Source organism: Pandoraea sp. ISTKB, assembly GCF_001721285.1.
GTDB classification, from domain to species: Bacteria; Pseudomonadota; Gammaproteobacteria; order Burkholderiales; family Burkholderiaceae; genus Pandoraea; species Pandoraea capi.
This window is the reverse complement of record NZ_MAOS01000027.1, coordinates 1-20,211: the sequence shown is the minus strand read 5'-3', so window position 1 is coordinate 20,211 and position 20,211 is coordinate 1. Positions and strand designations below refer to the sequence as shown.

Annotated in this window: 17 protein-coding genes and 1 pseudogene; 11 read left to right on the top strand and 7 right to left on the bottom strand. The window is 64.9% G+C overall.

Annotated features, from left to right (window positions below; translation table 11 throughout):
• Positions 1-116: 116 nt before the first annotated feature.
• Positions 117-1,037 (bottom strand): LysR family transcriptional regulator, encoded by a 921-nt coding sequence (locus tag A9762_RS08310; protein ID WP_069341573.1) that lies wholly within the window; start codon positions 1,035-1,037, stop codon positions 117-119.
• Between the two features lie 126 nt (positions 1,038-1,163).
• On the opposite strand from A9762_RS08310, the gene leuC reads away from it, so the two are divergent.
• From leuC to A9762_RS08295, 3 genes are all read left to right on the top strand, one after another.
• Positions 1,164-2,576, top strand: a complete 1,413-nt coding sequence (gene leuC / locus A9762_RS08305; RefSeq protein WP_069341572.1) for a 3-isopropylmalate dehydratase large subunit — start codon at positions 1,164-1,166, stop codon at positions 2,574-2,576.
• The gene (gene leuD, locus A9762_RS08300; RefSeq protein ID WP_069341571.1) at positions 2,569-3,207 is read left to right on the top strand and encodes a 3-isopropylmalate dehydratase small subunit; all 639 of its coding nucleotides are present in this window, start codon (positions 2,569-2,571) and stop codon (positions 3,205-3,207) included. Before leuC ends, leuD begins: the two co-directional genes overlap by 8 nt.
• 127 nt (positions 3,208-3,334) lie before the next feature.
• The gene (locus A9762_RS08295) at positions 3,335-4,675 is read left to right on the top strand and encodes a 2-hydroxycarboxylate transporter family protein (protein ID WP_069341570.1); all 1,341 of its coding nucleotides are present in this window, start codon (positions 3,335-3,337) and stop codon (positions 4,673-4,675) included.
• Between the two features lie 98 nt (positions 4,676-4,773).
• On the opposite strand, the gene A9762_RS08290 is transcribed toward A9762_RS08295, so the two are convergent.
• Positions 4,774-5,790 (bottom strand): transporter, encoded by a 1,017-nt coding sequence (locus A9762_RS08290; RefSeq protein ID WP_069341635.1) that lies wholly within the window; start codon positions 5,788-5,790, stop codon positions 4,774-4,776.
• A gap of 337 nt (positions 5,791-6,127) precedes the next feature.
• On the opposite strand from A9762_RS08290, the gene ppk2 reads away from it, so the two are divergent.
• Positions 6,128-7,048: a polyphosphate kinase 2 gene (ppk2, locus tag A9762_RS08285; protein WP_069341569.1), complete on the top strand. Its 921-nt coding sequence runs from the start codon at positions 6,128-6,130 to the stop codon at positions 7,046-7,048.
• Here ppk2 and A9762_RS08280 read toward each other — a convergent pair.
• From A9762_RS08280 to A9762_RS08270, 3 genes are read right to left on the bottom strand one after another with little or no spacing between them, the layout of a single operon-like run.
• Positions 7,042-8,367 carry an ATP-binding protein gene (locus A9762_RS08280; RefSeq protein ID WP_240493484.1) on the bottom strand — a complete coding sequence of 442 codons (1,326 nt, stop codon included), beginning with the start codon at positions 8,365-8,367 and terminating at the stop codon, positions 7,042-7,044. The genes ppk2 and A9762_RS08280 overlap by 7 nt on opposite strands.
• Positions 8,364-9,221, bottom strand: a complete 858-nt coding sequence (locus A9762_RS08275; RefSeq protein WP_083253752.1) for a response regulator — start codon at positions 9,219-9,221, stop codon at positions 8,364-8,366. The genes A9762_RS08280 and A9762_RS08275 overlap by 4 nt, the downstream gene beginning before the upstream one ends.
• 17 nt (positions 9,222-9,238) lie before the next feature.
• Complete coding sequence (locus A9762_RS08270) at positions 9,239-9,460, bottom strand: hypothetical protein (RefSeq protein WP_069341568.1); 222 nt, start codon at positions 9,458-9,460, stop codon at positions 9,239-9,241.
• A 652-nt stretch (positions 9,461-10,112) separates the two neighbouring features.
• Here A9762_RS08270 and macA point away from each other — a divergent pair.
• From macA to A9762_RS08255, 3 genes are all read left to right on the top strand, one after another.
• Positions 10,113-11,312, top strand: coding sequence for a macrolide transporter subunit MacA (gene macA / locus A9762_RS08265; RefSeq protein WP_083253751.1), 1,200 nt, complete (start codon positions 10,113-10,115; stop codon positions 11,310-11,312).
• Positions 11,309-13,387, top strand: coding sequence for a MacB family efflux pump subunit (locus A9762_RS08260; RefSeq protein ID WP_069341566.1), 2,079 nt, complete (start codon positions 11,309-11,311; stop codon positions 13,385-13,387). The genes macA and A9762_RS08260 overlap by 4 nt, the downstream gene beginning before the upstream one ends.
• 209 nt (positions 13,388-13,596) lie before the next feature.
• The gene (locus tag A9762_RS08255; RefSeq protein ID WP_170836210.1) at positions 13,597-15,057 is read left to right on the top strand and encodes an efflux transporter outer membrane subunit; all 1,461 of its coding nucleotides are present in this window, start codon (positions 13,597-13,599) and stop codon (positions 15,055-15,057) included.
• On the opposite strand, the gene A9762_RS08250 is transcribed toward A9762_RS08255, so the two are convergent.
• Positions 15,020-16,060 (bottom strand): SDR family NAD(P)-dependent oxidoreductase, encoded by a 1,041-nt coding sequence (locus A9762_RS08250; RefSeq protein WP_371442609.1) that lies wholly within the window; start codon positions 16,058-16,060, stop codon positions 15,020-15,022. The genes A9762_RS08255 and A9762_RS08250 overlap by 38 nt on opposite strands.
• A gap of 81 nt (positions 16,061-16,141) precedes the next feature.
• Between A9762_RS08250 and A9762_RS08245 the strand changes: the two genes are divergently transcribed.
• The 4 genes from A9762_RS08245 (at position 16,142) to A9762_RS08230 (ending at position 19,882) form a co-directional block, all read left to right on the top strand.
• Entirely contained in the window at positions 16,142-17,176 is a 1,035-nt protein-coding gene (locus A9762_RS08245; RefSeq protein ID WP_069341563.1) for a CDP-6-deoxy-delta-3,4-glucoseen reductase, read from the top strand.
• A gap of 325 nt (positions 17,177-17,501) precedes the next feature.
• Complete coding sequence (locus tag A9762_RS08240) at positions 17,502-18,773, top strand: acetylornithine transaminase (RefSeq protein ID WP_083253749.1); 1,272 nt, start codon at positions 17,502-17,504, stop codon at positions 18,771-18,773.
• A 135-nt stretch (positions 18,774-18,908) separates the two neighbouring features.
• Complete coding sequence (locus A9762_RS08235) at positions 18,909-19,406, top strand: GNAT family N-acetyltransferase (RefSeq protein ID WP_069341562.1); 498 nt, start codon at positions 18,909-18,911, stop codon at positions 19,404-19,406.
• Positions 19,403-19,882, top strand: a complete 480-nt coding sequence (locus tag A9762_RS08230; RefSeq protein WP_069341561.1) for a GNAT family acetyltransferase — start codon at positions 19,403-19,405, stop codon at positions 19,880-19,882. The genes A9762_RS08235 and A9762_RS08230 overlap by 4 nt, the downstream gene beginning before the upstream one ends.
• 212 nt (positions 19,883-20,094) lie before the next feature.
• Here the strand turns inward: A9762_RS08230 and A9762_RS28490 are convergent.
• Positions 20,095-20,211, bottom strand: a pseudogene (locus A9762_RS28490) (ABC transporter ATP-binding protein); the annotation flags it as partial.

The following is a 20,211-nucleotide window of genomic DNA, read 5'->3' as shown; positions in this document are numbered from 1 at the left end:
GCGCCACCATCGATTGATACGATTGTTTGGAATTACACATTGACTGATGCGATTGCATGCAATCGCTTTAATCATCAGTTCACCATCAACGCACTACCCATTCAAACCGATTCATGTCAGCGGGGAATCGCCGTGCCGTCGCGATTTAATTCCCGCATCAGATATTGCTCCATGAAATCGACGAAAAGCCGCACCTTCGCCGACAGATTGAGACGCTCGGGATAGATCGCATAAACATCCGCCGCAGGCAGCGCCCAGTCGGCAAGCAACTGCGTCAGCGCCTTCGATGCCAGCGCGGATTGCACGTCCCACTCCGATCTCACCAGCACGCCATGCCCATCGAGCGCCCAACGCAGGGTCGCCTCGCCGTCGTTGCTGCTCATGGCGCCGTGCACCTTCACCAGTTCGTGACGGCGGCCCTTGGTGAAATGCCACGTGCCGTAAGCGGTGTCGTTCTCCCGCAGCACGATGCACAGGTGATTGCGCAAGTCGTCGGGCACCTTCGGCACGCCGTGACGCGCCAGATATTTCGGCGACGCACACACCAGACGCCGGTTGGCAGCGATGCGACGCCCCACCACCCGCTGATCCGGCAACTCGCCGAACCGAATCCCGACGTCGAACGCGAATTCGGCCAGATTCATCGGGCGATCCGTCAGGTCCAGTTGCACTTCGACTTCCGGATACTGTTCACGAAACTCGGATAGCGCCGGTACGACGTGGCGGCGCCCGAAGCCGAACGTGGCGTTCACCTTGAGCAGCCCGCGCGGCAGATCCCGGCTGCTCGACACCATGCGCTCCAGCTCCTGCACCTGCTCGATGATCTTCGAGCCGGTGCCCAGATACAGCTCGCCCTCGTGGGTCATTGCGAGGCGGCGGGTGGTGCGGTTGAGTAGCTTCACCCCCAGACGCCGCTCCAGTTGACTCAGTCGCGCACTGATCGCCGGCGGCGTCACGCCGAGATCGCGGGCCAACGCCGACAGACTCCCCAGCGTGACCAGCCTTGCGAAGAATTCCAGATCGGCGATGGCATCCATTGTTAAATTCAACTTAAAAATAGGTTAAGCGAATATGCATTTTGCGATTCTATGAACGAATTAGACTGCACGCAAGGTTGCGACACATGACGAAATCGACGACCGCCCCCTTCGTGGAGTCACCCCATGGGACAAACGCTTTACCAGAAAATCGTACGAGGCCACACGGTCTTCGAGGTCGATGCGCAACACGTCGCGCTGTATGCCGATCTGCACATCATGAACGAGTACACGAGCCCGCAGGCGTTCGCCGGGCTCGCGGAAAAGGGCCTGCCGGTACGTTGCCCCGAGAAGCAGATGGGCGTGGTGGATCACGTGATTCCCACGCATCCGGTACCGGTCGGTCAGCGCACCATCGTGATCGACGCCGCCGCGCATCAGGCCGCCAACTTCACGCGTAACTGCCAGAAGCACGGTATTCATCTGTTCGACGTCACGGACCCCGAGCAGGGTATCGAACACGTGGTCGCCCCCGAGCTGGGTCTGATCCGCCCGGGCATGGTCGTGCTGTGCGGCGACAGCCATACGACGACGTACGGTGCGCTCGGCGCACTGGGATTCGGGATCGGCACGTCCGAAGTCGAACACGTGCTGGCCACGCAGACGCTCATCTACCGTGTCGCGCGCGACATGCGCATTCATGTCGACGGCACGCTCGCCCGTGGCACCACGTCGAAAGATCTCGTGCTCTACATCATTGCCCGCATCGGCGCGCAAGGCGCACGCGGCTTCGTCGTCGAGTACACCGGCCCGGCCATCGAAGCGCTGTCGGCCGAAGCGCGCATGACGTTGTGCAACATGACCGTCGAAGCCGGTGCGCGCGGCGCGCTCATCGCCCCCGACGCCACCACGCTGCAATACGTCGGCGCCCACATCAAGGATCTGTCGGGCGAAGCGCTCGACGACGCGAAAGCCCGCTGGCTCTCGCTGCGCTCCGATGACGACGCCGAGTTCGACGTCACGCATCGCTTCGACGCGAGCGACGTCGGCCCCTTCGTGACGTGGGGCACCAGCCCCGATCAGGCGATTGCGATCAACCACCGGATTCCGGCGCTGTCGGCGGATGAGACCGAGCGGCACAACGCGTCGAAGGCGCTGAACTATATGGGCCTCGACGCCGGTCAGTCGCTCGACGGTCTGCCCATCGATCACGTCTTCATCGGCTCGTGCACCAACGCGCGGATCGAAGACCTGCGTGCCATCGCCGACATCGTACGTGGTCACAAGGTTGCACCGAGCGTGCGCGCCATGGTCGTGCCCGGCTCGGGCCGCGTGCGCGATCAGGCCGAGCGCGAGGGCATTGCGGCCGCGCTCATCGACGCGGGCTTCGAATGGCGTCAGCCGGGGTGCTCGATGTGCCTCGCGATGAACGACGACATTCTCAAGCCCGGCGAGCGTTGCGCGTCGACCACCAACCGCAATTTCGAAGGCCGTCAGGGACGCGGCGCACGCACGCATCTGATGAGCCCGGCGATGGCCGCTGCTGCGGCGCTGGCAGGTCGCATCGTGGACATTCGCAAGGAGATCGCTCATGACTAAGCACACGACCGTTGCCGGTATCGCCGCGCCGCTGCCGCTCAACAATCTCGACACCGATCAGATCATGCCCAAGCAGTTCCTGCTCGGCATCGACAAGTCGGGCCTCGCGCGCGGCGTGCTCTACGACCTGCGCACCAACGCCGACGGCTCGCCCAATGAGGCATTCGTGCTCAATCGCCCCGCCTATCGCGACGCGTGCATTCTCGTCGGCGGCGCGAACTTCGGTTGCGGTTCGAGCCGCGAGCACGCTGTCTGGGGGTTGCAGCAGGCTGGCATCCAGGCCGTGATCGCGCCGAGCTTCGGCGAGATTTTCTACTTCAATGCGCTCAACAACCGTCTGTTGCTGATCGTGCTCGACCCGCTCGTGGTCGCACAGATTTCCGAGATGGTCGGCGATCCGGCGCGCAGCCAATTGACGATCGACGTCGAACGTCAATGCGTGACGACGGCCAACGGCATGACGTTCAGCTTCGAGTTGCCACCGCGTCAAAAGCACATGTTCATGGAAGGCCTCGACATGATCGGCATGACGTTGCGCGACAGCGACGCCATCTCCGCGTTCGAAGCGCGTCATCGCGAAGCCGCGCCCTGGATGCAGATCGATCTGCCGCGACAACAACGTCAGGCCTGACGCCACACGAAGCCTCGGGAAAACGACAACCTAAAAAACCGAACCACCCGGCACGACCGAGAAGAGGCGCATCCAGCGCCCCGGTCTGGCTGAAAAGCAAACCCTCAGGACTTTCAGGAGACACCCCATGGAAAGCCAGACCGCTCAGGCGAGCGCGACGTCGCTCGCCGATGCATCACAGTCATCGCCCGCATCCCGCTGGACGAAATTCACCGTCGGCGGCGCCCCGCTGCCGATGTTCGCTGCGATTGTCGTCATCACCGGGCTTGCCGCCGTCACAGGCCGCCTGCCCGCCGACATGATCGGCGGCTTCGCGGTGCTGATGATCGCCGGCATGCTGCTCGGTGAAATCGGCGGCGCGATTCCCGTGTTCAAGCACATCGGCGGCCCGGCCATCCTGTGCCTGTTCGTGCCCGCCGCGCTACTCGGCAATGGCCTGATGGACGACGCGATCCTCAAGGCGATCACCGTCACCATGAAGACGGCGAACCTGCAATACCTCTACATCGCCTGTCTGGTGGCGGGCAGTATGCTCGGCATGAACCGGAAGATCCTGATTCAGGGCTTTCTGAAGATGTTCGTGCCCCTGCTGATCGGCACGCTCGCGGCGATTGCCGCCGGATGTCTGGCCGGGCTGCTCTTCGGCTTCAGCCCGCGTCACACGTTCTTCTTCATCGTGATGCCGATTCTCGGTGGCGGTATCGGCGAAGGCATTCTGCCGCTGTCGATCGGCTATTCGGAGATCACGGGCGAAGCGCAAGGTCACCTGATCGCAACGATGGTGCCCGCCGCGCTCATCGGCAACGTCGTCGCGATTCTGTCGGCGGGGCTGCTCAAGCGCTTCGGCGAGAAGCGTCCGCATTACAACGGCAACGGCATGCTCGTGCGCAGCGGAGAAGACCGCGCGCTGCTGGAGGGACAGCACGTCGAACCGGCGCTCGACCTGCGCCTGATGGGACACGGTCTGCTGCTCGCCTGCACGCTGTTCATCCTCGGCGCATTGCTCGCGCCGATCACCGGCATTCCCGGGCCGGTGCTGATGATCGTGGCGGCAGCGGTCATGAAGGTGGCGCGCGTGATTCCGGCGAGCATGGAAACCGGCGCGTATCAGATGTACAAGTTCATGTCGACGAACCTGACGTTCGCGATCCTCGTGGGTCTCGGCACGCTGTTCGTCTCATGGGACAAGCTCGTCGGCGCGTTCTCCACCGCCTACTTCGTGATTTGCGCGTCGACGGTGATCGCCATGGTCGTCTCGGGCTTCTTCGTCGGCATGTGGCTGAAGATGTTCCCGGTCGAGTCGGCCATCGTCACGGCCTGCCACAGCGGGCTCGGCGGCACGGGCGACGTGGCGATCCTGTCGTCGTCGAATCGTATGGGGCTGATGCCGTTCGCGCAGATTTCGACGCGCATCGGCGGCGCCGGTATGGTCGTCATCGCCACGCTGCTCATGAAGTTCTGGCATTGACGTACGGCTGCCGAAGCGGGGGCTTGCCGGGGGGCGGCACCCGCTTCGGCGGTGGCGGCAGTGATGGCGGTCGTTGGGGGACGGGCCGCGCTGCGATGTCAGTCGGGTCGCCGCCGGAACGCCCACCAGCCAGCCGCCGCAGTGCCTGTCGCCACGATGGCGACCAGCACCCAGAAGCCATGCGGATGATCGGCGAGCGGAATGCCGCCGACGTTCATCCCAAAAAAGCCGGCCACGATGTTGATCGGCAGCGCGAGCACGGTCACGACGGTCAGCGTATAAATCGTGCGTTCCGTGCGCTCGCTGACCATCGCCGCAATTTCTTCCTGAAGCAACTTGATCCGTTCGAGCAACGCCGACAGGTCGTTGAGCACGACGGCAAACTCTTCCGTCGCCTGACGGAATTCCTGCACGTCGTCTGCATGTCCCCACGCCGGCGGGCGACTCAACAGACGGAAGAGCGCCGCCGGCTCCGGCGCCAGCAGACGCTGCAAGCGCACCAGCACCCGTCGTAGCGAGCCGAGATCGGCCCGATTGCTCTCGATGCGCTGCTGCAACAGCCGGTCTTCGACGATATCCACGCGGCGGCTCGTCTCGCGCACGATGCGCTCCAGCACATCCGCCTGATCGCGCAGCAGATGCACGAGCAGCGCGAGGGGCGTGCGAAAGGCGTCGCCCCGTTTCACGGACGCCCGCAGCTTGTCGATGGAGCGCAGCGGCTTCACGCGCCCCGTCACCAGCAGACGCGCATTGGCCGCAACACGCAGCGTCGATATCTCCGATTGCGCAATATCGAAGGCAAAGATCACATCGTTGATGACGGCAAGCAGCCAATCGTCGGAATGTTCGATGCGCGTGGAGCGCGACCCTTCCGCCAGGTTCTCGTAGAACTCGTCGGGCAGGTTCATTTGCAGGCGCAGCCACTTCTCGCAAGCCGCGTGAGCAAAGTTGAAGTGCAACCAGAGAAAGCCTTCGGCCCGTTCGCCTTGCATCAGCCACGCCAGCGCCTCGCCGGAATCGACCGGTTGGGGAGGCGCACCGTCGGTAAAGCGATAGCCGTAGATCAGGCCAGCCTGATCGCAGCCGTAGGTGTTGTGAACTAAGTCGGCGAACATGCGCGCTGTCTGGGCGAACGTGGGCGGGGACAACCGGGCGATGGCGTGGCGATCACGCGATCCGCGCGGTATGACGGCGGGACTTGCCATCATGACAATGTCATATTTCATTTTTGTGACATGACGAGCCCCCCGCCATCCGCTAACCGCACCGCCGGGACGCCTGCCTGCCGGGCACTGATGGGAACTCTGCCGGACGGTGATTCGTCAACGCCATGCGGGTGTCATAAAATCGTCGCATACTCGGATTCACTACCGGACGCCGTGTCAGCGCGTCCGTCGTCACCCCCGCAGTACGGGTGCCTTTTGTGCTTTTTGGCCGCAAGAGATCGTCGCCATGACCAAATTCGATTCCGACGCCAACCACGACGCCATGCTCACGCGTCGTCTCCAGGATGACCTGATCGACAGCTATGACGAAGAGATCGAGATGGAAATCGACGACCTTCGTCTGCCCGGTCTGAACGATCTGAGCGCCGAAGCGCGCGATGACCGTCTGCACTACTTCCGCGAGCTGTTCCGTCTGCAAGGCGAGCTAGTGAAGTTGCAGGACTGGGTGATCCGCAGCCGTCACCGTCTCGTGGTGATCTTCGAAGGCCGCGACGCCGCAGGCAAGGGCGGCGCGATCAAGCGCATCACGCAGCGACTCAATCCCCGTGTCTGCCGGGTAGCCGCCCTGCCCGCGCCGAACGATCGCGAGCGCACGCAGTGGTATTTCCAGCGCTATGTGCAGCACCTGCCCGCCGCCGGCGAGATCGTGCTGTTCGACCGTAGCTGGTACAACCGCGCAGGGGTCGAGCACGTGATGGGCTTCTGTACGGAAAACGAGTACGAGGAGTTCTTCCGTTCAGTGCCGGACTTCGAGAAGATGCTGGTGCGCAGCGGCATCCAGATCGTGAAGTACTGGTTCTCGATTTCGGATGAGGAGCAGGAAGCGCGCTTTCTCGCGCGCATTCAGGACCCGCTCAAGCAGTGGAAGCTCAGCCCGATGGATCTGGAGAGCCGCACGCGCTGGGAGAAGTACACCGTCGCCAAGGAAGTGATGCTGGAGCGCACGCACATTCCGGAAGCGCCGTGGTGGGTGGTGCAGGCCGACGACAAGAAGCGCGCGCGTCTGAACTGCATCCATCACCTGCTCCAGCAAGTGCCTTATCACGACGTGGAGCGCTCACAGGTCGTGCTGCCCGAGCGCGCACGCAGCGAAAGCTACATCCGTCACCCGGTGCCGTCCGAGATCATCGTGCCGGAGATTTACTGAGCGACGCTGTCTTGCGTGGCGCCGATCGGCAAGGTCAGCGTCACGCGTAGCCCGTCACCCGGTGATCGGCCCAGACGCACCGCGCCACCCAGACCTTCCACCAGACGCACGACCAGCGACAGGCCGAGGCCGCAGTGCCCTTCGCCGCCGCGCGACGCGTCGAGCCGCACGAACGGCCGCATCGCCAGCGCCACCTGATCGTCCGGAATCCCCTTCCCGCAGTCGCTCACTTCGATGTATCCGGTCGCGCCCTCGCGCCACGTGGCCAGACGCACCGTCGGCTCGCCGTGTTCGAGCGCATTGTCGACAAGGTTGGACATCACGCGATCGAGCAGCGTGCGCGGCAGCAGAAAGTCCGGCCCCGCACGCAGACTGCTGACGAATAGCGAGGCGTCATCCGTTGGCCCACGTGCGGTTGGGGAGCTGTCGGGGGTTTCCTCGTCCGCCGGAAATTGCTCGCGCAGGAATTCGTCGACGCTCACCAGCGGGCTGGTGTCGGCCTCGTCGCGTGCGTAGGCGAGGAACTGCTGAACGATGTGATCGATGGAGGCGATATCGCGCACGAAGCCGTCGCGCGAGCCTTCGCTGTCGATCAGATCGGCGCGCAGACGCAAACGCGTGAGCGGTGACTTCAGGTCGTGGGCAATGCCCGCGAGCATGATGGCCTGGTTGTCTTCGGCTTCGGCCAGACGCTTGGCCATGTCGTTGAACGCGTGCGTCAGATCACGCAATTCGTGCGGCCCCTGCTCGGGCAATAGTGCGGGGCGGCGTCCACGCGCGATCACACGCGCCGCGTGCGCCAGCCGGGCGATGGGCCGCTGCATCTGCCACGCAACGAGCAATGCGAGCAGGACAGCACCGATCAGAATGCCAAGCGTCTCGCGAATGAACGGCGGCATCGGCGGCAGATCGAGGCCGATGACGATCCACTCCGTATGCTGCGGCAGCAACACCCAGATGTTGCCGCGCTTGCGGTCGTTGACGATATGCAGTTGCGTGCCCGTCGGCAGGCGCGAGAGCAGTTCCTGACGCAACCGGATACTGCGTTCGTCGTCAGACTCGCCGCTAAACGTCGGGGTCTGCGCCACCGGTACGCGACGCAGCGCATGGGGCGGCGCGAGGCTGCCGGGATCGACAGCGCGCTGATCCACGCTCTGAATGGCGACCAGCAGGCCGCGGGCGAAGCCGTCGACCTGCTGTCGCGGGCGCTGGTAGAACACCAGCGCGCTCCACACGAGATGCATCACCAGCAAGACGGCGATGCCCAGACAAGCCATGCGGCGAAACAGGGAGTCTCGCAGCAACCAACGTAACGTCACGCAACCGACTCCCGCCAGCCGCGCACTGTACGCTTGCCTGCCGACGCCGACGCCGTCGTGGCGAGCGACAGGCCGTCGTCGCCTTCGCCGCTCAGGTTACCCACGTCGCCCATGCCGCGGTCCCTCGCATCGGACGTCGCACCTTCGGACAGCTCGCCGCCCGGCACGAAGACGTAACCCTTGCCACGAATGGTCTGGATGTAGCGCGGCTCGGACGGATCGACCTCGATGAGACGGCGCAGACGCCACACCGGCACGTCGAGGCTGCGGTCGCGAAACGCGATGCCGTCGCCGTAGAGCATGGCGTGCAGCTTCACACGCGGCAGCACTTGCATCGGATGTTGCGTGAACGCCTTGAGCATCGCGAACTCGGTGTCGCGCAGCGGCAGACGTTCGCCCGCGCGCTGAAGCGTGCGCAGCGAGTAATCGAGCTCGAACGGCCCGAAGCGGTACGGCGCACGCGCGTCGGGGGCGCTGGCCGCCACCGGGCCGCGACGGCGCAGCACGGCGTGAATGCGGGCGAGCAACTCGCGCGGGTCGAACGGCTTGGCGAGGTAATCGTCGGCGCCCAGTTCGAGGCCGAGCGCACGGTCGAGCGGCCCCCCGCGTGCGGACAGCATGATGACGGGAATGTCTTCGCCGGCGGCACGCAGGTCCTGCAAGGCGCGCAGCCCGTCGCGCTCCGGCATCATGATGTCGAGCAGGATGACCGACGGCCGTTCCAGTTCGAGTCGACGCAGCAGCGACGCGCCGTTGTGAAGCACCGAGACCTGCATGCCATTGGCGTGCAGCAATTCGCGCAATAGGTCGCGCACGACAGGATCGTCGTCGACCAGAAGAACATGCAGACTCATGAAAATTTCTCGGTAATTTAAATTCCGCGCGGCGTGGTCGCGCTTTGCGACAACTTCACAGCATCGTCCTGCGTCACAGACGGCGTCTCCGGGGTGCTGGAGAGCGCCCGCAGCGCGTTCGAATAGCGGTCCGCGCCCGATTGCGCGCGATGCGTGCCAATCGTCGACGCCGAACCCTGCCCCGGCAAACGCCAGGCCCGATGCACCGCCGTGTCGGGTGAACCAATGGTGATGGCCATGCTTTGTGCTCCCTCTGTGACGAGATACACCGCAGTTTGCGCGCCCGTCCAGTGCACCGTTGACCGAAGCATCCAACAGAATGGCGCCTAATCCTTATTTCAGAAAGGATTCGTAAGGCGCACTGAGACGTTTCGTCGTCATCACCATTGAGAAATATGCCGAAAAATACAAATTTCGTCGACGTTGGACGACATAAGGCGAAATTATAGCCAATTTGTCACATACCCCTCGCCTTACCGTACCGCCCGCGTCATGCCGGACGGTGCTCAGCGCGAAGGATCACCCTCGCAATCTTCACACTGTGCAGCCGGCGCACCCCGACATGGCCGACGGCACCGCACACGGGCCATCGCAGCCCCCGCATCGCCGAGCGCCTTATCCGGTGCGGGTCCGAGCGGCTATCGAACCGTCCACGGGGACTAACGCGACCGCCGCACGTCGCGATTTCGACCCGGATCGCGCTCTCCACATTTCGCCGTGGGCGTCGATTCGCTGGTTCGCGCTGGGTCGATTCCCAAGGTCTCGCGCCGGTCATCTCTGTTCACAAAGTCCCAACAACTGAAAACAGTTTGTCAGGCGCCCTTTGATTAGGATCGCCACAGGTCCGCATCCCGGTTGGTTTGCGGCAGTCATTGGCCTATCTCCCGATCGATGAAGCTTTTCCCGCGGCTTGTTGCCTTGCTCATTACCTTGCCCATTACCTCGTTGGCCCGCTTACGAAAGTCGCGTCGCCGTATGAGCGTTGCGGTCGCGATCGTCGTGGCCTGTGGTCTGGCGCTCTGGCTCTGGCCGCATCCGAAGCCGCCGGCCTATCTCTTCGCTACCGTCCGGCACAGCGATCTCGAAGATGCAGTGCTCGCCACCGGGGTGCTCCAGCCCATCAAGCAGGTCGAAGTCGGCTCGCAGGCCAACGGGCAGCTTCGCTCGCTCAAGGTCGTGCTCGGCGATACCGTCACCAGGGGACAACTGCTCGCGGAAATCGATCCGACCTCCAGCGAAAACGACCTGCGCGAAGCCAGCGCCGGACTGACGACGCTCGCGGCCGACCGGCGCGCGAAGGCCATTCGTCACGCGCAGGCCGATCGCGAACTCGCACGCCAACGTCAGTTGGCACGCGACGAGGCGACCTCGCCACGCGATCTTGAAAAGGCGCGCACCGAAGCCGAAGCGCTCACCGCCGAACTCGCGTCGCTCGATTCGCAGATCAGCCAGCAAAAGGTCAAGGTCGACAAGGCGCGCACGAATCTTTCCTATACGCGTATCACCGCTCCCATCAACGGCACCGTGACCGCCATCACCACGCAGGAAGGCCAGACGGTGACGGCGATCTATCAGATTCCGACGATCCTGAAGGTCGCCGACCTGTCGATGATGACGGTGCGCGCGCAGGTCTCGGAAGCCGACGTGGTGCGCATTCGCGCCGGACAGCCGGTGTACTTCACGATCCTCGGCGCCCCCGACAAGCGCTACGAGGGCAAGCTGCGCGTGATTCAGCCGTCGCCGGAAAAGATCAACAACGCGATCTTCTTCAATGCGCTTTTCGATGTGCCGAATCCGAGCGGCGTGCTGCGTCCCGACATGACGGCGCAGGTGTCGATCGTCAGCGCACGGATCGCAAGTGCGCTGACGTTTCCGTCGGTCGCGCTCGGCGAGAAACGTGCCGATGGCCGTTATCGTGTTCGCGTGCTCGACGCGCAGGGCAACGCTCACGCGCGCTGGGTCAAGGTCGGGCTCGACAACCGTCTCACCGCGCAAGCGCTCGACGGTCTGTCGGCGGGCGATCGTGTCGTGACCGCCGATCCAACCGACGCGCCTGCGACCGGCAGCAACGACTCGGGGACATTGCTGTGACGCACACCGAGGCTCCCCTCCTGTGTCTTACCGGCATCTCGCGCACGTTCGGCGAGGGCGTGGGGGCCGTGAGCGTGCTGCGCGACGTCGACCTCGTCATCCGACGCGGCGAAATGGTCGCGATCATGGGGCCGTCCGGTTCCGGTAAGTCGACGCTGATGAACGTACTCGGCTGCCTCGACCGTGCCAGCGCCGGACGTTACGAGATCGATGGGCGGGACGTCGCCTCGCTGTCCGATGACGAACTTGCGCAACTGCGACGCGAGTATTTCGGTTTCATCTTCCAGCGCTATCACCTGATGGGGCATCTCACGGCGCAGGGCAATGTGGAAGTGCCTGCCGTGTACGCCGGGACTTCCCGCGCGCAGCGTGCGTCGCGCTCTGCGGCCCTGCTCGACCGTCTCGGACTCGTCAGGCACCACGCGCATCGTCCGGCGCAGATGTCAGGCGGACAACAGCAACGCGTGAGCATCGCCCGCGCGCTGATGAATGGCGGCGACATCATCCTTGCGGACGAACCGACCGGCGCACTCGATAGCCACAGCGGGCTGGAAGTCATGCACATCCTGCGCGAACTTCACGCGCGCGGGCACACGATCATTCTCGTGACGCACGATCCCGGTGTCGCGGCGTGGGCGCAACGCGTCATCGAGATCGCCGACGGACGCATTCAGCGCGATCGCATCAACGACACGCCGCAGGCATCGCACGCGTCACCGGCATCAACGGCATCGATGGCATCAACGGCGGGCCATCTGTCTGACGATCCGGAACGCACTACGTCACGAGAGGCCTCGTCGGCGCTGTCGGTCTCATCGCCCGCGATAGCGTCGTTGCGTGCCGGCCGTCGTCACACGCTCACGCGCTGGCTGCAAGGCTGGCCCACGTTCGCGGAGAGTCTGTCGATGGCGTGGCACGCGCTCGCGTCGCATCGGCTTCGCACCGGGCTGACGATGCTCGGCATCATCATCGGCATCACGTCGGTCGTCTCGCTCTCGGCCATCGGCGAGGGCACCAAACGGCGCGTACTCGACGACATCGGCAACATCGCCCCCAACACGATCACCGTGCTGCGCGGCAAGGACTTCAACGACGATAAGGCCGCCGAGATTCGCACGCTGCTGCCGCGCGACGCCTCGCTGCTCGCGGCGCAGCCCTACACCGACAGCGTGTCGCCGCAGGTCGGTCCGCGCACGGCCCGCATGCGTTTCGGACGTCTCGACACCGACGCACAGGTTCACGGCGAAGGCGCCGACTTCCTGCGGGCCAACGGATTGAAGCTCGCCCGTGGACGCAGCTTCGACGCCACCGAAGTCGAGCGTCAGGCGCAAGTCGCACTGCTCGGCGAAAACACCCTCAAGAAGCTGATGCCGAACGGCGGCGACCCCGTCGGTCAAATCGTGCTCGCCGGGTCGCTGCCGCTACGCGTCATCGGTGTGGTGAAAGATCGTTCGTCGATGTTCGTGAGCCGCTCGCTCAACGTCTATGTGCCCTGGACGACGGTCGCGAGCCGACTGGCCGGACAGCAGCATCTGGAGTCGATCACGGTGCGCATTCTCGACGGACATCCGCCTGCGGCGGCCGAAGCCGGCATCGTTCGCGTGCTCACGCGGGCGCACGGCCAGAAGGACTTCTTCACGTTCAACATGGACACGATCGTGAAGTCGATCTCGCGCACGAGCCAGATGCTCACGCTGCTGCTTTCGTTCGTCGCGCTGATTTCGCTCGTTGTCGGCGGTATCGGCGTGATGAACATCATGCTGGTCTCGGTGACGGAGCGCACGCGCGAGATCGGCATCCGACGCGCCATCGGCGCACGACGTCAGGACATTCTCCGGCAGTTCCTCATCGAGGCGGTGCTGGTCTGCCTGATGGGCGGCGCGGTCGGCGTCGCGCTGTCGTATGCGATCGGCTGGCTGGTGTCGACGTTCGTGCCGCAGGTCGCCGTGGTGTTCTCCGCGAATACGTTCGCCGCAGCGCTCTCCTGCGCGTGCGCCATCGGCATGCTCAGTGGCTGGCTGCCCGCACGCAGCGCGGCCCGCCTCGATCCGGTCGATGCCCTCGCCCGTGAATGATTGCCCCCCGCCGTCCCGCGGCGCCCCCCCTCAGGCTCGGGATGGCTTTTACACCCCGCGCGCGATTCGGTGTCGCGCGCGGGGGTCTTTTTGTCCAATTCACGCGCATGCGCACCGGTAGCCTGGCGTGCGCCGATTCGATACACGATGTCATACCTCCGATGATTCGTCTCCCACGACCTTTCCGTCCGATCCCACCATGGCTTCCCTTGTCGCCGCGCGTACGCATTGCCCCCTTCGCCGTGTCTGTCGTCGTCGCCCTCATCACCTCGGGATGCGCGCTCACGCGCACGGACTATGAGCGCCCGGCGCTGCCGGTCCCGCCCCACTTCGGTACGCCCATCGACGGCACACAGCAAGGTGCAGCGCCCGACGACGTGGGGTCCGTCAACGCACAGAACACGTCCGATGCGGAGATCGCGCCGTGGTGGCAGGCGTTTCGCGAGCCTCAACTCGATACCCTCGTCTCACAGGCACTCGCCGGCAACCCGGGGCTCGCGCTCAAGGCGTTGCAAGCGGATCGCGACGCGCTCCAGGCCGGACTGACGGACGCCAACCGCTGGCCGCAGTTCGCCGGCAGCCTCACCGGCTCGAAGTCGCGCGCGCTCGACGGCGGCCGCGCCGCGCTCGCATACGATGGGCAAACGCGCACGAAATCCGGCGCGAATCTCGGCATCAGCTATGAAATCGATCTCTGGAACAAACTCGGCGCGCAGCGCGACGCCGCCAACTGGCAAGCCGCCGCGAGTGCATGGGAGCGGCGCGCCGCAGCGCTGTCGCTGTCGAGTCAGGTGGCGTCGCTGTACTGGCGTGTGGCCTATCTGAACGAGAACGTGCGCAGTGCGACGGCAGACCTCGACGCCGCCAATCGGGTGGTGACGGTCGTCGAAGCGCGTCGTCGTGCGGGGGCCGTGTCAGCGCTCGATCCGGTGCAGGCGCAGCAGGATCGCGACGCGGTGGCCGGGGCGCTGGCCGAATGGGAGCGTCTGCGCGACGTCGCGCGACATGCCTTGGCGAATGCGTTGGGGCAGCCGGCGCAAACCCGCTTCGCCGAGCGCGATTCACTCGCCCCCGTGCAGTTGCCCGAGGTCGCAGCGGGACTGCCCGCATCGCTGCTCGCGCAGCGCCCCGATCTCGCAGCAGCCGAGACGCGCGTTCGCGCCCGTCTGGCCGACGTCGACGCCGCCCGTCTGTCGTTCTATCCCTCGCTCACGCTGACCGGCACGGCCGCGACCAGCAGCGACGCGCTCTCCCGTCTGCTCGCCAATCCCGTCGGTACACTCGCCGCGACGATTGCGATGCCGTTCCTTCAGGTGCAAACGGCGCGCTTCACCACGGCGCTCGCACGCAACGATTACGCGCAATCCGTCACCACGTTCCGCAGTACGTTGCTGACTGCACTGACCGAAGTGGAAGACGCCCTCGCGGCGCGAGAGCGCACGGCGTCGCAATATGCCTCGCTCGCCAGCGCAGCCACGTTGGCGCAGCGCGCGGCAGACCTCTCGGGTGCGCGCTATCGCGCCGGGGACATCGACCTGCAAACGTGGCTCGACGCGCAGCGACTCTCGCGCCAGGCGCGTCGTAACGCCGCGCAGTCGCGGCTCGATCAGATCGACGCGACGCTCACGCTCGTCAAGGCGCTCGGCGGTACGCTGGGGACAGCGTCATGAGCAGCGCCGCCACGTCCGGATACTTCAGACGGTAGCCGAGTTCGCGCTTGAGCCGCGTGTTGACCAGACGTCGCGACTCCGACATGAAGGACAACAATGTCGGTTCGAGCACGTGCGTCGCCTCGTCGCGGGAAATGCGCGGCGCGCGCGGCAAGCCGAAGGCATCCGCCACGTGGTCGAAGTACTCGCCCATGCGCCAGTCGGTGTCGTCGCTCGCGTGCACGACACGCTGCGCCTTGCCGCGCCACATCGTGCGAATCAGGATCGCGGCAAGATCGTCGGCATGGATATGGTTGGTGTAGACGTCGTCCGACGCCTGCAAGGCGGGCGTACCCTTTTGCAATCGCGCAAGGGGCAGACGTTGCGCCGCATAGATCCCCGGAATCCGCACGATCGACGCACGCCACATCCCGCGGGCCCGGGCGGTATGACGCCATGACGCACGCGTGCCCGACGTCCCGGCCACCTGCGGCCCCCGCGCTCGCGGCGCCCCTGCCGCCGCCGAGCGGCGCGGATTGCGCGCATGGAAGGTCGGAAGACCGAGGCTGCGCACGGTGTGCTCGGCGTCGACCCGGCGCTGGCCGCGCGGCGAACGCGGCATGGGTGTTCGGGTCTCATCGACATATGCCCCGCCGCAATCGCCGTAGACGCCGCTGGTGCTCGCGTAGACGAGAATCCGGGAAGCCGGAGGGCGTGACAGGGGCACGCCTGTCGCGGCGCGATACCCCCCATCGGGTACAATATTGCGTTTGTACGGTCGGGTCAGCGCAGCGCGCAATCGACGGGTACGAAGATCTTGCGTACCGTTGCCAGCAACCGCTGCGGGCGGCGCCAGATGCAGGACCCGAGAGGCCAGATGGCCGATGCGTTGCAGACGCCGTGCGTCGTCCAGATTGGCGACGACAGGCACTGCACCCGCCGCGCGCAAGGCCGCGTGACGTGCATCGCTGGACGTCACGGCAAAGACACGAAAGCGTTTGACGAGCGCCGGCAAGGCACGCATACCGACGTCGCCGCAGCCCACGATCAAGAGGCGCGGTCGACCGAATGATTTGGACGGTTTTTTCATTTTTCGGATTGTAGTATGGCTTACAACGTTACCCTCGTGCCGAGCGGGCGCGAGTTCCAGGTCGAAGACGGCGAGGCCGTGCTCTCAGCCGCGTTGCGTCAGGGCGTCGGTCTGCCGTACGGATGCAAGAACGGCGGCTGCGGGTCGTGCAAGGCCAAGCTCGTCGAGGGCACCGTCGAACACGGCTCTCACCCCAGTTCGGCCCTCACCAAGGACGAAGAAACGCGCGGTTTCGCCTTGCTGTGCTGCGCCCACGCCAAAGGTGACCTCGTCATCGAGTCGCGCGAGGTCAAGGGCATCGGCGATATTCCGGTCAAACGCCTGCCGTGCCGCGTGAACGCGCTGGAGCGCCGCGCCGACGACGTCATCGTCATGCGTCTGCAACTGCCCGCCAACGAACGCTTCCAGTATCTCGCCGGGCAATACCTCGACTTCATCCTCAAGGACGGCAAGCGTCGCAGCTATTCGATGGCGAGCGCGCCGCATGAGGAAGGCCTCCTCGAACTGCACCTGCGCCACATGCCCGGCGGCCTGTTCACCGATCATGTGTTCAACAACATGAAGGAGCGCGAAATCCTGCGCTTCGAGGGACCGCTGGGCACGTTCTTCGTGCGTGAAGATTCCGACAAGCCGATCGTGCTGCTCGCCTCGGGCACCGGCTTCGCGCCGATCAAGGCCATCGTCGAACATGCCGCGCACAAGGGACTCGACCGGCCGATGACGCTCTACTGGGGCGCACGTCAGTTGAAGGACATCTACCTGCGCGAACTGGCAGAGCAATGGGCGCGCGAGATCCCCGGCTTCAAGTTCGTACCGGTGCTCTCCGACGCCGCGCCGGAAGACCAGTGGCAAGGTCGCACGGGCTTCGTGCATCGCGCCGTGGCCGAAGACCTTGCCGACATGTCGGGTTACGAGGTCTATGCCTGCGGCGCGCCGGTGATGGTCGAATCGGCCCGGCGCGACTTCATCGCACATCACGGACTGCCGGAAGACGCCTTCTACGCCGACGCCTTCACGACCGAAGCCGATAACCCTGGCGGCGGGGAGTGACCTGACAGGACGCCGTGACGCCGTCATGGCATCCGGACCCCGCTGATCGACGTGCCCGTCAGAGGAATGCGCAGAAGATGCATGCAAACCACAGTCCGTGCATTCCCTTTGACAAGCGGCGCGTCACCGTCTTATGCTTGCCGACATGAACCTGATTGCCATCGCCTCGATCCGACGTCGCCGTACGCTGCCCCAACCGGGATGCCGCGCGGCACGCTATCGACTGCGATAACAACGCAAGTTCTCAAGCACAGCGAAGCCACGGGCAACCCCCGTGGCTTTTTTTATTCCCTCGTCTCTTTTCCCTTTGCCCTCGGAGACCGTCATGTCGCTTGCTCAATCGTCCGCCGCCGCCAACCCTTCCAACGAAGCGGCTACTACCCGTCATGCCCGTAATGCCAAGTTCACCGAGTTCCCGACGCAGGCGCTGCTACCCATTACTACGCGCCCCGAACTCGTGTTCACGCATGGCAAGGGCGGCTGGCTGTACGACCACGAAGGCAAGCGATATCTCGATTTCATTCAGGGCTGGGCCGTGAACAGCCTCGGCCATTGCCACCCGGTGATGCGCGATGCGCTCGCCACGCAAGGCTCGTTGCTCCTCAACCCGAGCCCGGCGTACTACAACGTGCCGATGATCGAGCTGGCCGATCTGCTCGCGAAGCTCTCCGGCCTCGGCAAGGTCTTCTTCGCCAACAGCGGCGCGGAAGCCAACGAAAGCGCGATCAAGCTCGCGCGCAAGTGGGGACAGTTGCATCCGAACGCGGCAGGCGGTGCGCGCTACGAAATCATCACGTTCAACAACGCTTTCCATGGCCGCACGCTCGCCACCATGTCCGCGAGCGGCAAACCCGGCTGGGACAAGATCTTCGCGCCGCAGGTGCCGGGCTTCCCGAAGGCCGAACTGAACGATATCGCGTCGGTCGAGGCGCTCATCGGCCCGGATACGGTCGCCGTGATGCTCGAACCGATTCAGGGCGAAGCCGGCGTCGTGCCCGCCACAGACGCGTTCATGAAGGCTTTGCGCGAGCTCACGAAGGCGCGTGGCCTGCTGCTGATCGTGGATGAAGTACAGACGGGCTGCGGGCGTACCGGCACGCTCTTCTCCCACCAGCAGAACGGCATCGTTCCCGACATCATGACGCTCGGCAAGGGCATCGGCGGCGGCGTGCCGCTCGCTGCCATGCTCTGCGGCGACGAGTTCGCGGTGTTCCAGCCGGGCGATCAAGGCGGTACCTACAACGGCAATCCGCTGATGTGCGCCGTCGGCCTCGCGGTGATGCGCACGGTCAGCTCGCCGGGCTTCCTCGAGTTCGTTCGGGCGCAGGCGGACTATCTGAGCGCGGGGTTGCAGCATCTGTCCTCGCGCTACGGCGGTCAGGGCGAGCGCGGCGCCGGTCTGCTGCGTGCGCTGCTGCTCGGTCGTGACATCGGCCCGCAGCTGGTCGAAGCTGCCCGCGACATGACGCCTGACGGTCTGCTGCTCAACTCGGCACGCCCCAACCTGCTGCGTTTCATGCCCGCGCTGAACGTGAGCCGCGAAGAGATCGACCAGATGCTCTCGATGCTCGACACGCTGCTCGCCAAGCACGTCTGAGCGCGGCCCACCGACCGTGCGCCAGCCCCGCTGGCAACGTTCGGTGACAACGTTCGCTTGCAACGTTTTGAACGACGACGCTCGCCCGGACCTCGCTCGGGCGAGCGCAAACGACAATCTCAGGAGAACCCATCGATGAACGACCTGAGTCAGGGGCACCCGACACCGCCCGCCGACGCCATCGTCGAAATTTCCGCCGATCCGGCACGGCTCGACATCGGCTTCATCCATCACGCCCTGTCGACGCAGACGCACTGGGCGCAGGACATTCCGCGCACCACGCTCATGCGCGCCATCAGTCACTCGCTGTGTTTCGGCGCTTACGCCACGCAGGTCGAAGGCGGCATCTCGCGACAGGTCGGTTTCGCCCGCGTGATCACGGATCACGCCACGTTCGCGTATCTGGCGGATGTGTTCGTCGACCCGTCGATGCGCGGACTCAGTATCGGCAAGCGTCTGTGCGAGAACGTACTCGCCCATCCGGCATTGCAGGGGCTGCGCCGCTTCCTGCTCGCGACCACCGACGCCGCCAGCCTCTATGCCCGTTACGGCTTCGAGCCGCTCGGCCCCGTGAACAAGATGATGCAGATCCATCGGCCCGACATCTACACGGGCCAGCAGGAAGCGCCATGACCCGCCTATCCGCCGACATTCACATCCGCACGTTCGACGAAGCGGATACCGACGCCGTCATCACGCTCTGGCGTGAAGCGTTTCCGGAATACAACCGGGCCGACAAGCCGCACCGCGAGCCGCGTCGCTCGATCGCCAACAAGGTAGCCATGCGCGACGGACTGTTCTTCGTCGCAGTGCGCGAGCGCAAGATCGTCGGTACGGTCATGGCCGGATACGACGGCCATCGTGGCTGGGTCTATTCGCTGGCGGTGACGTCGGCGCTGCGTCGTCGCGGCGTAGCGAGTGCGCTGCTGCGCCACTCGGAGATGGCGCTGGCCGAACGGGGTTGTCTCAAGCTCAACCTGCAAGTGCTCACGCAGTCGCGGGAGGCGCTGGCGTTCTACAACGCCCATGGGTACGCCGCGGACGATGTCGTGTCCCTCGGCAAGCGACTGCCGCCCGCGTCCGGCGCCAGCCCGCATGTGGTGGCCTGAAGCGCTGATGCGTTGATGCATGTGCGTCGGCGTGATCGCCATCGGTAAGCGCCGCCGTTCGTGATGACGACAACACGCTGCGCCACAAGACACAAAGGGCGCCGGGAGTTGCCTCCGGCGCCCTTTGCATGACACACCGTCCGACCGGGTGGGGATCGATGGACTGGCTGGCGTCGACCGATCCCTGCCCGCGCTTTGATTGACGTCTCGAATTACTCCCCGAGATACGCCGCGCGCACCTTCGGATCGTCGAGCATGTCCTTCGCGTCGCCGGTCATGGTGACCAGGCCGCTGTCCATCACGTAGCCACGGTGCGCGGCTTGCAGCGC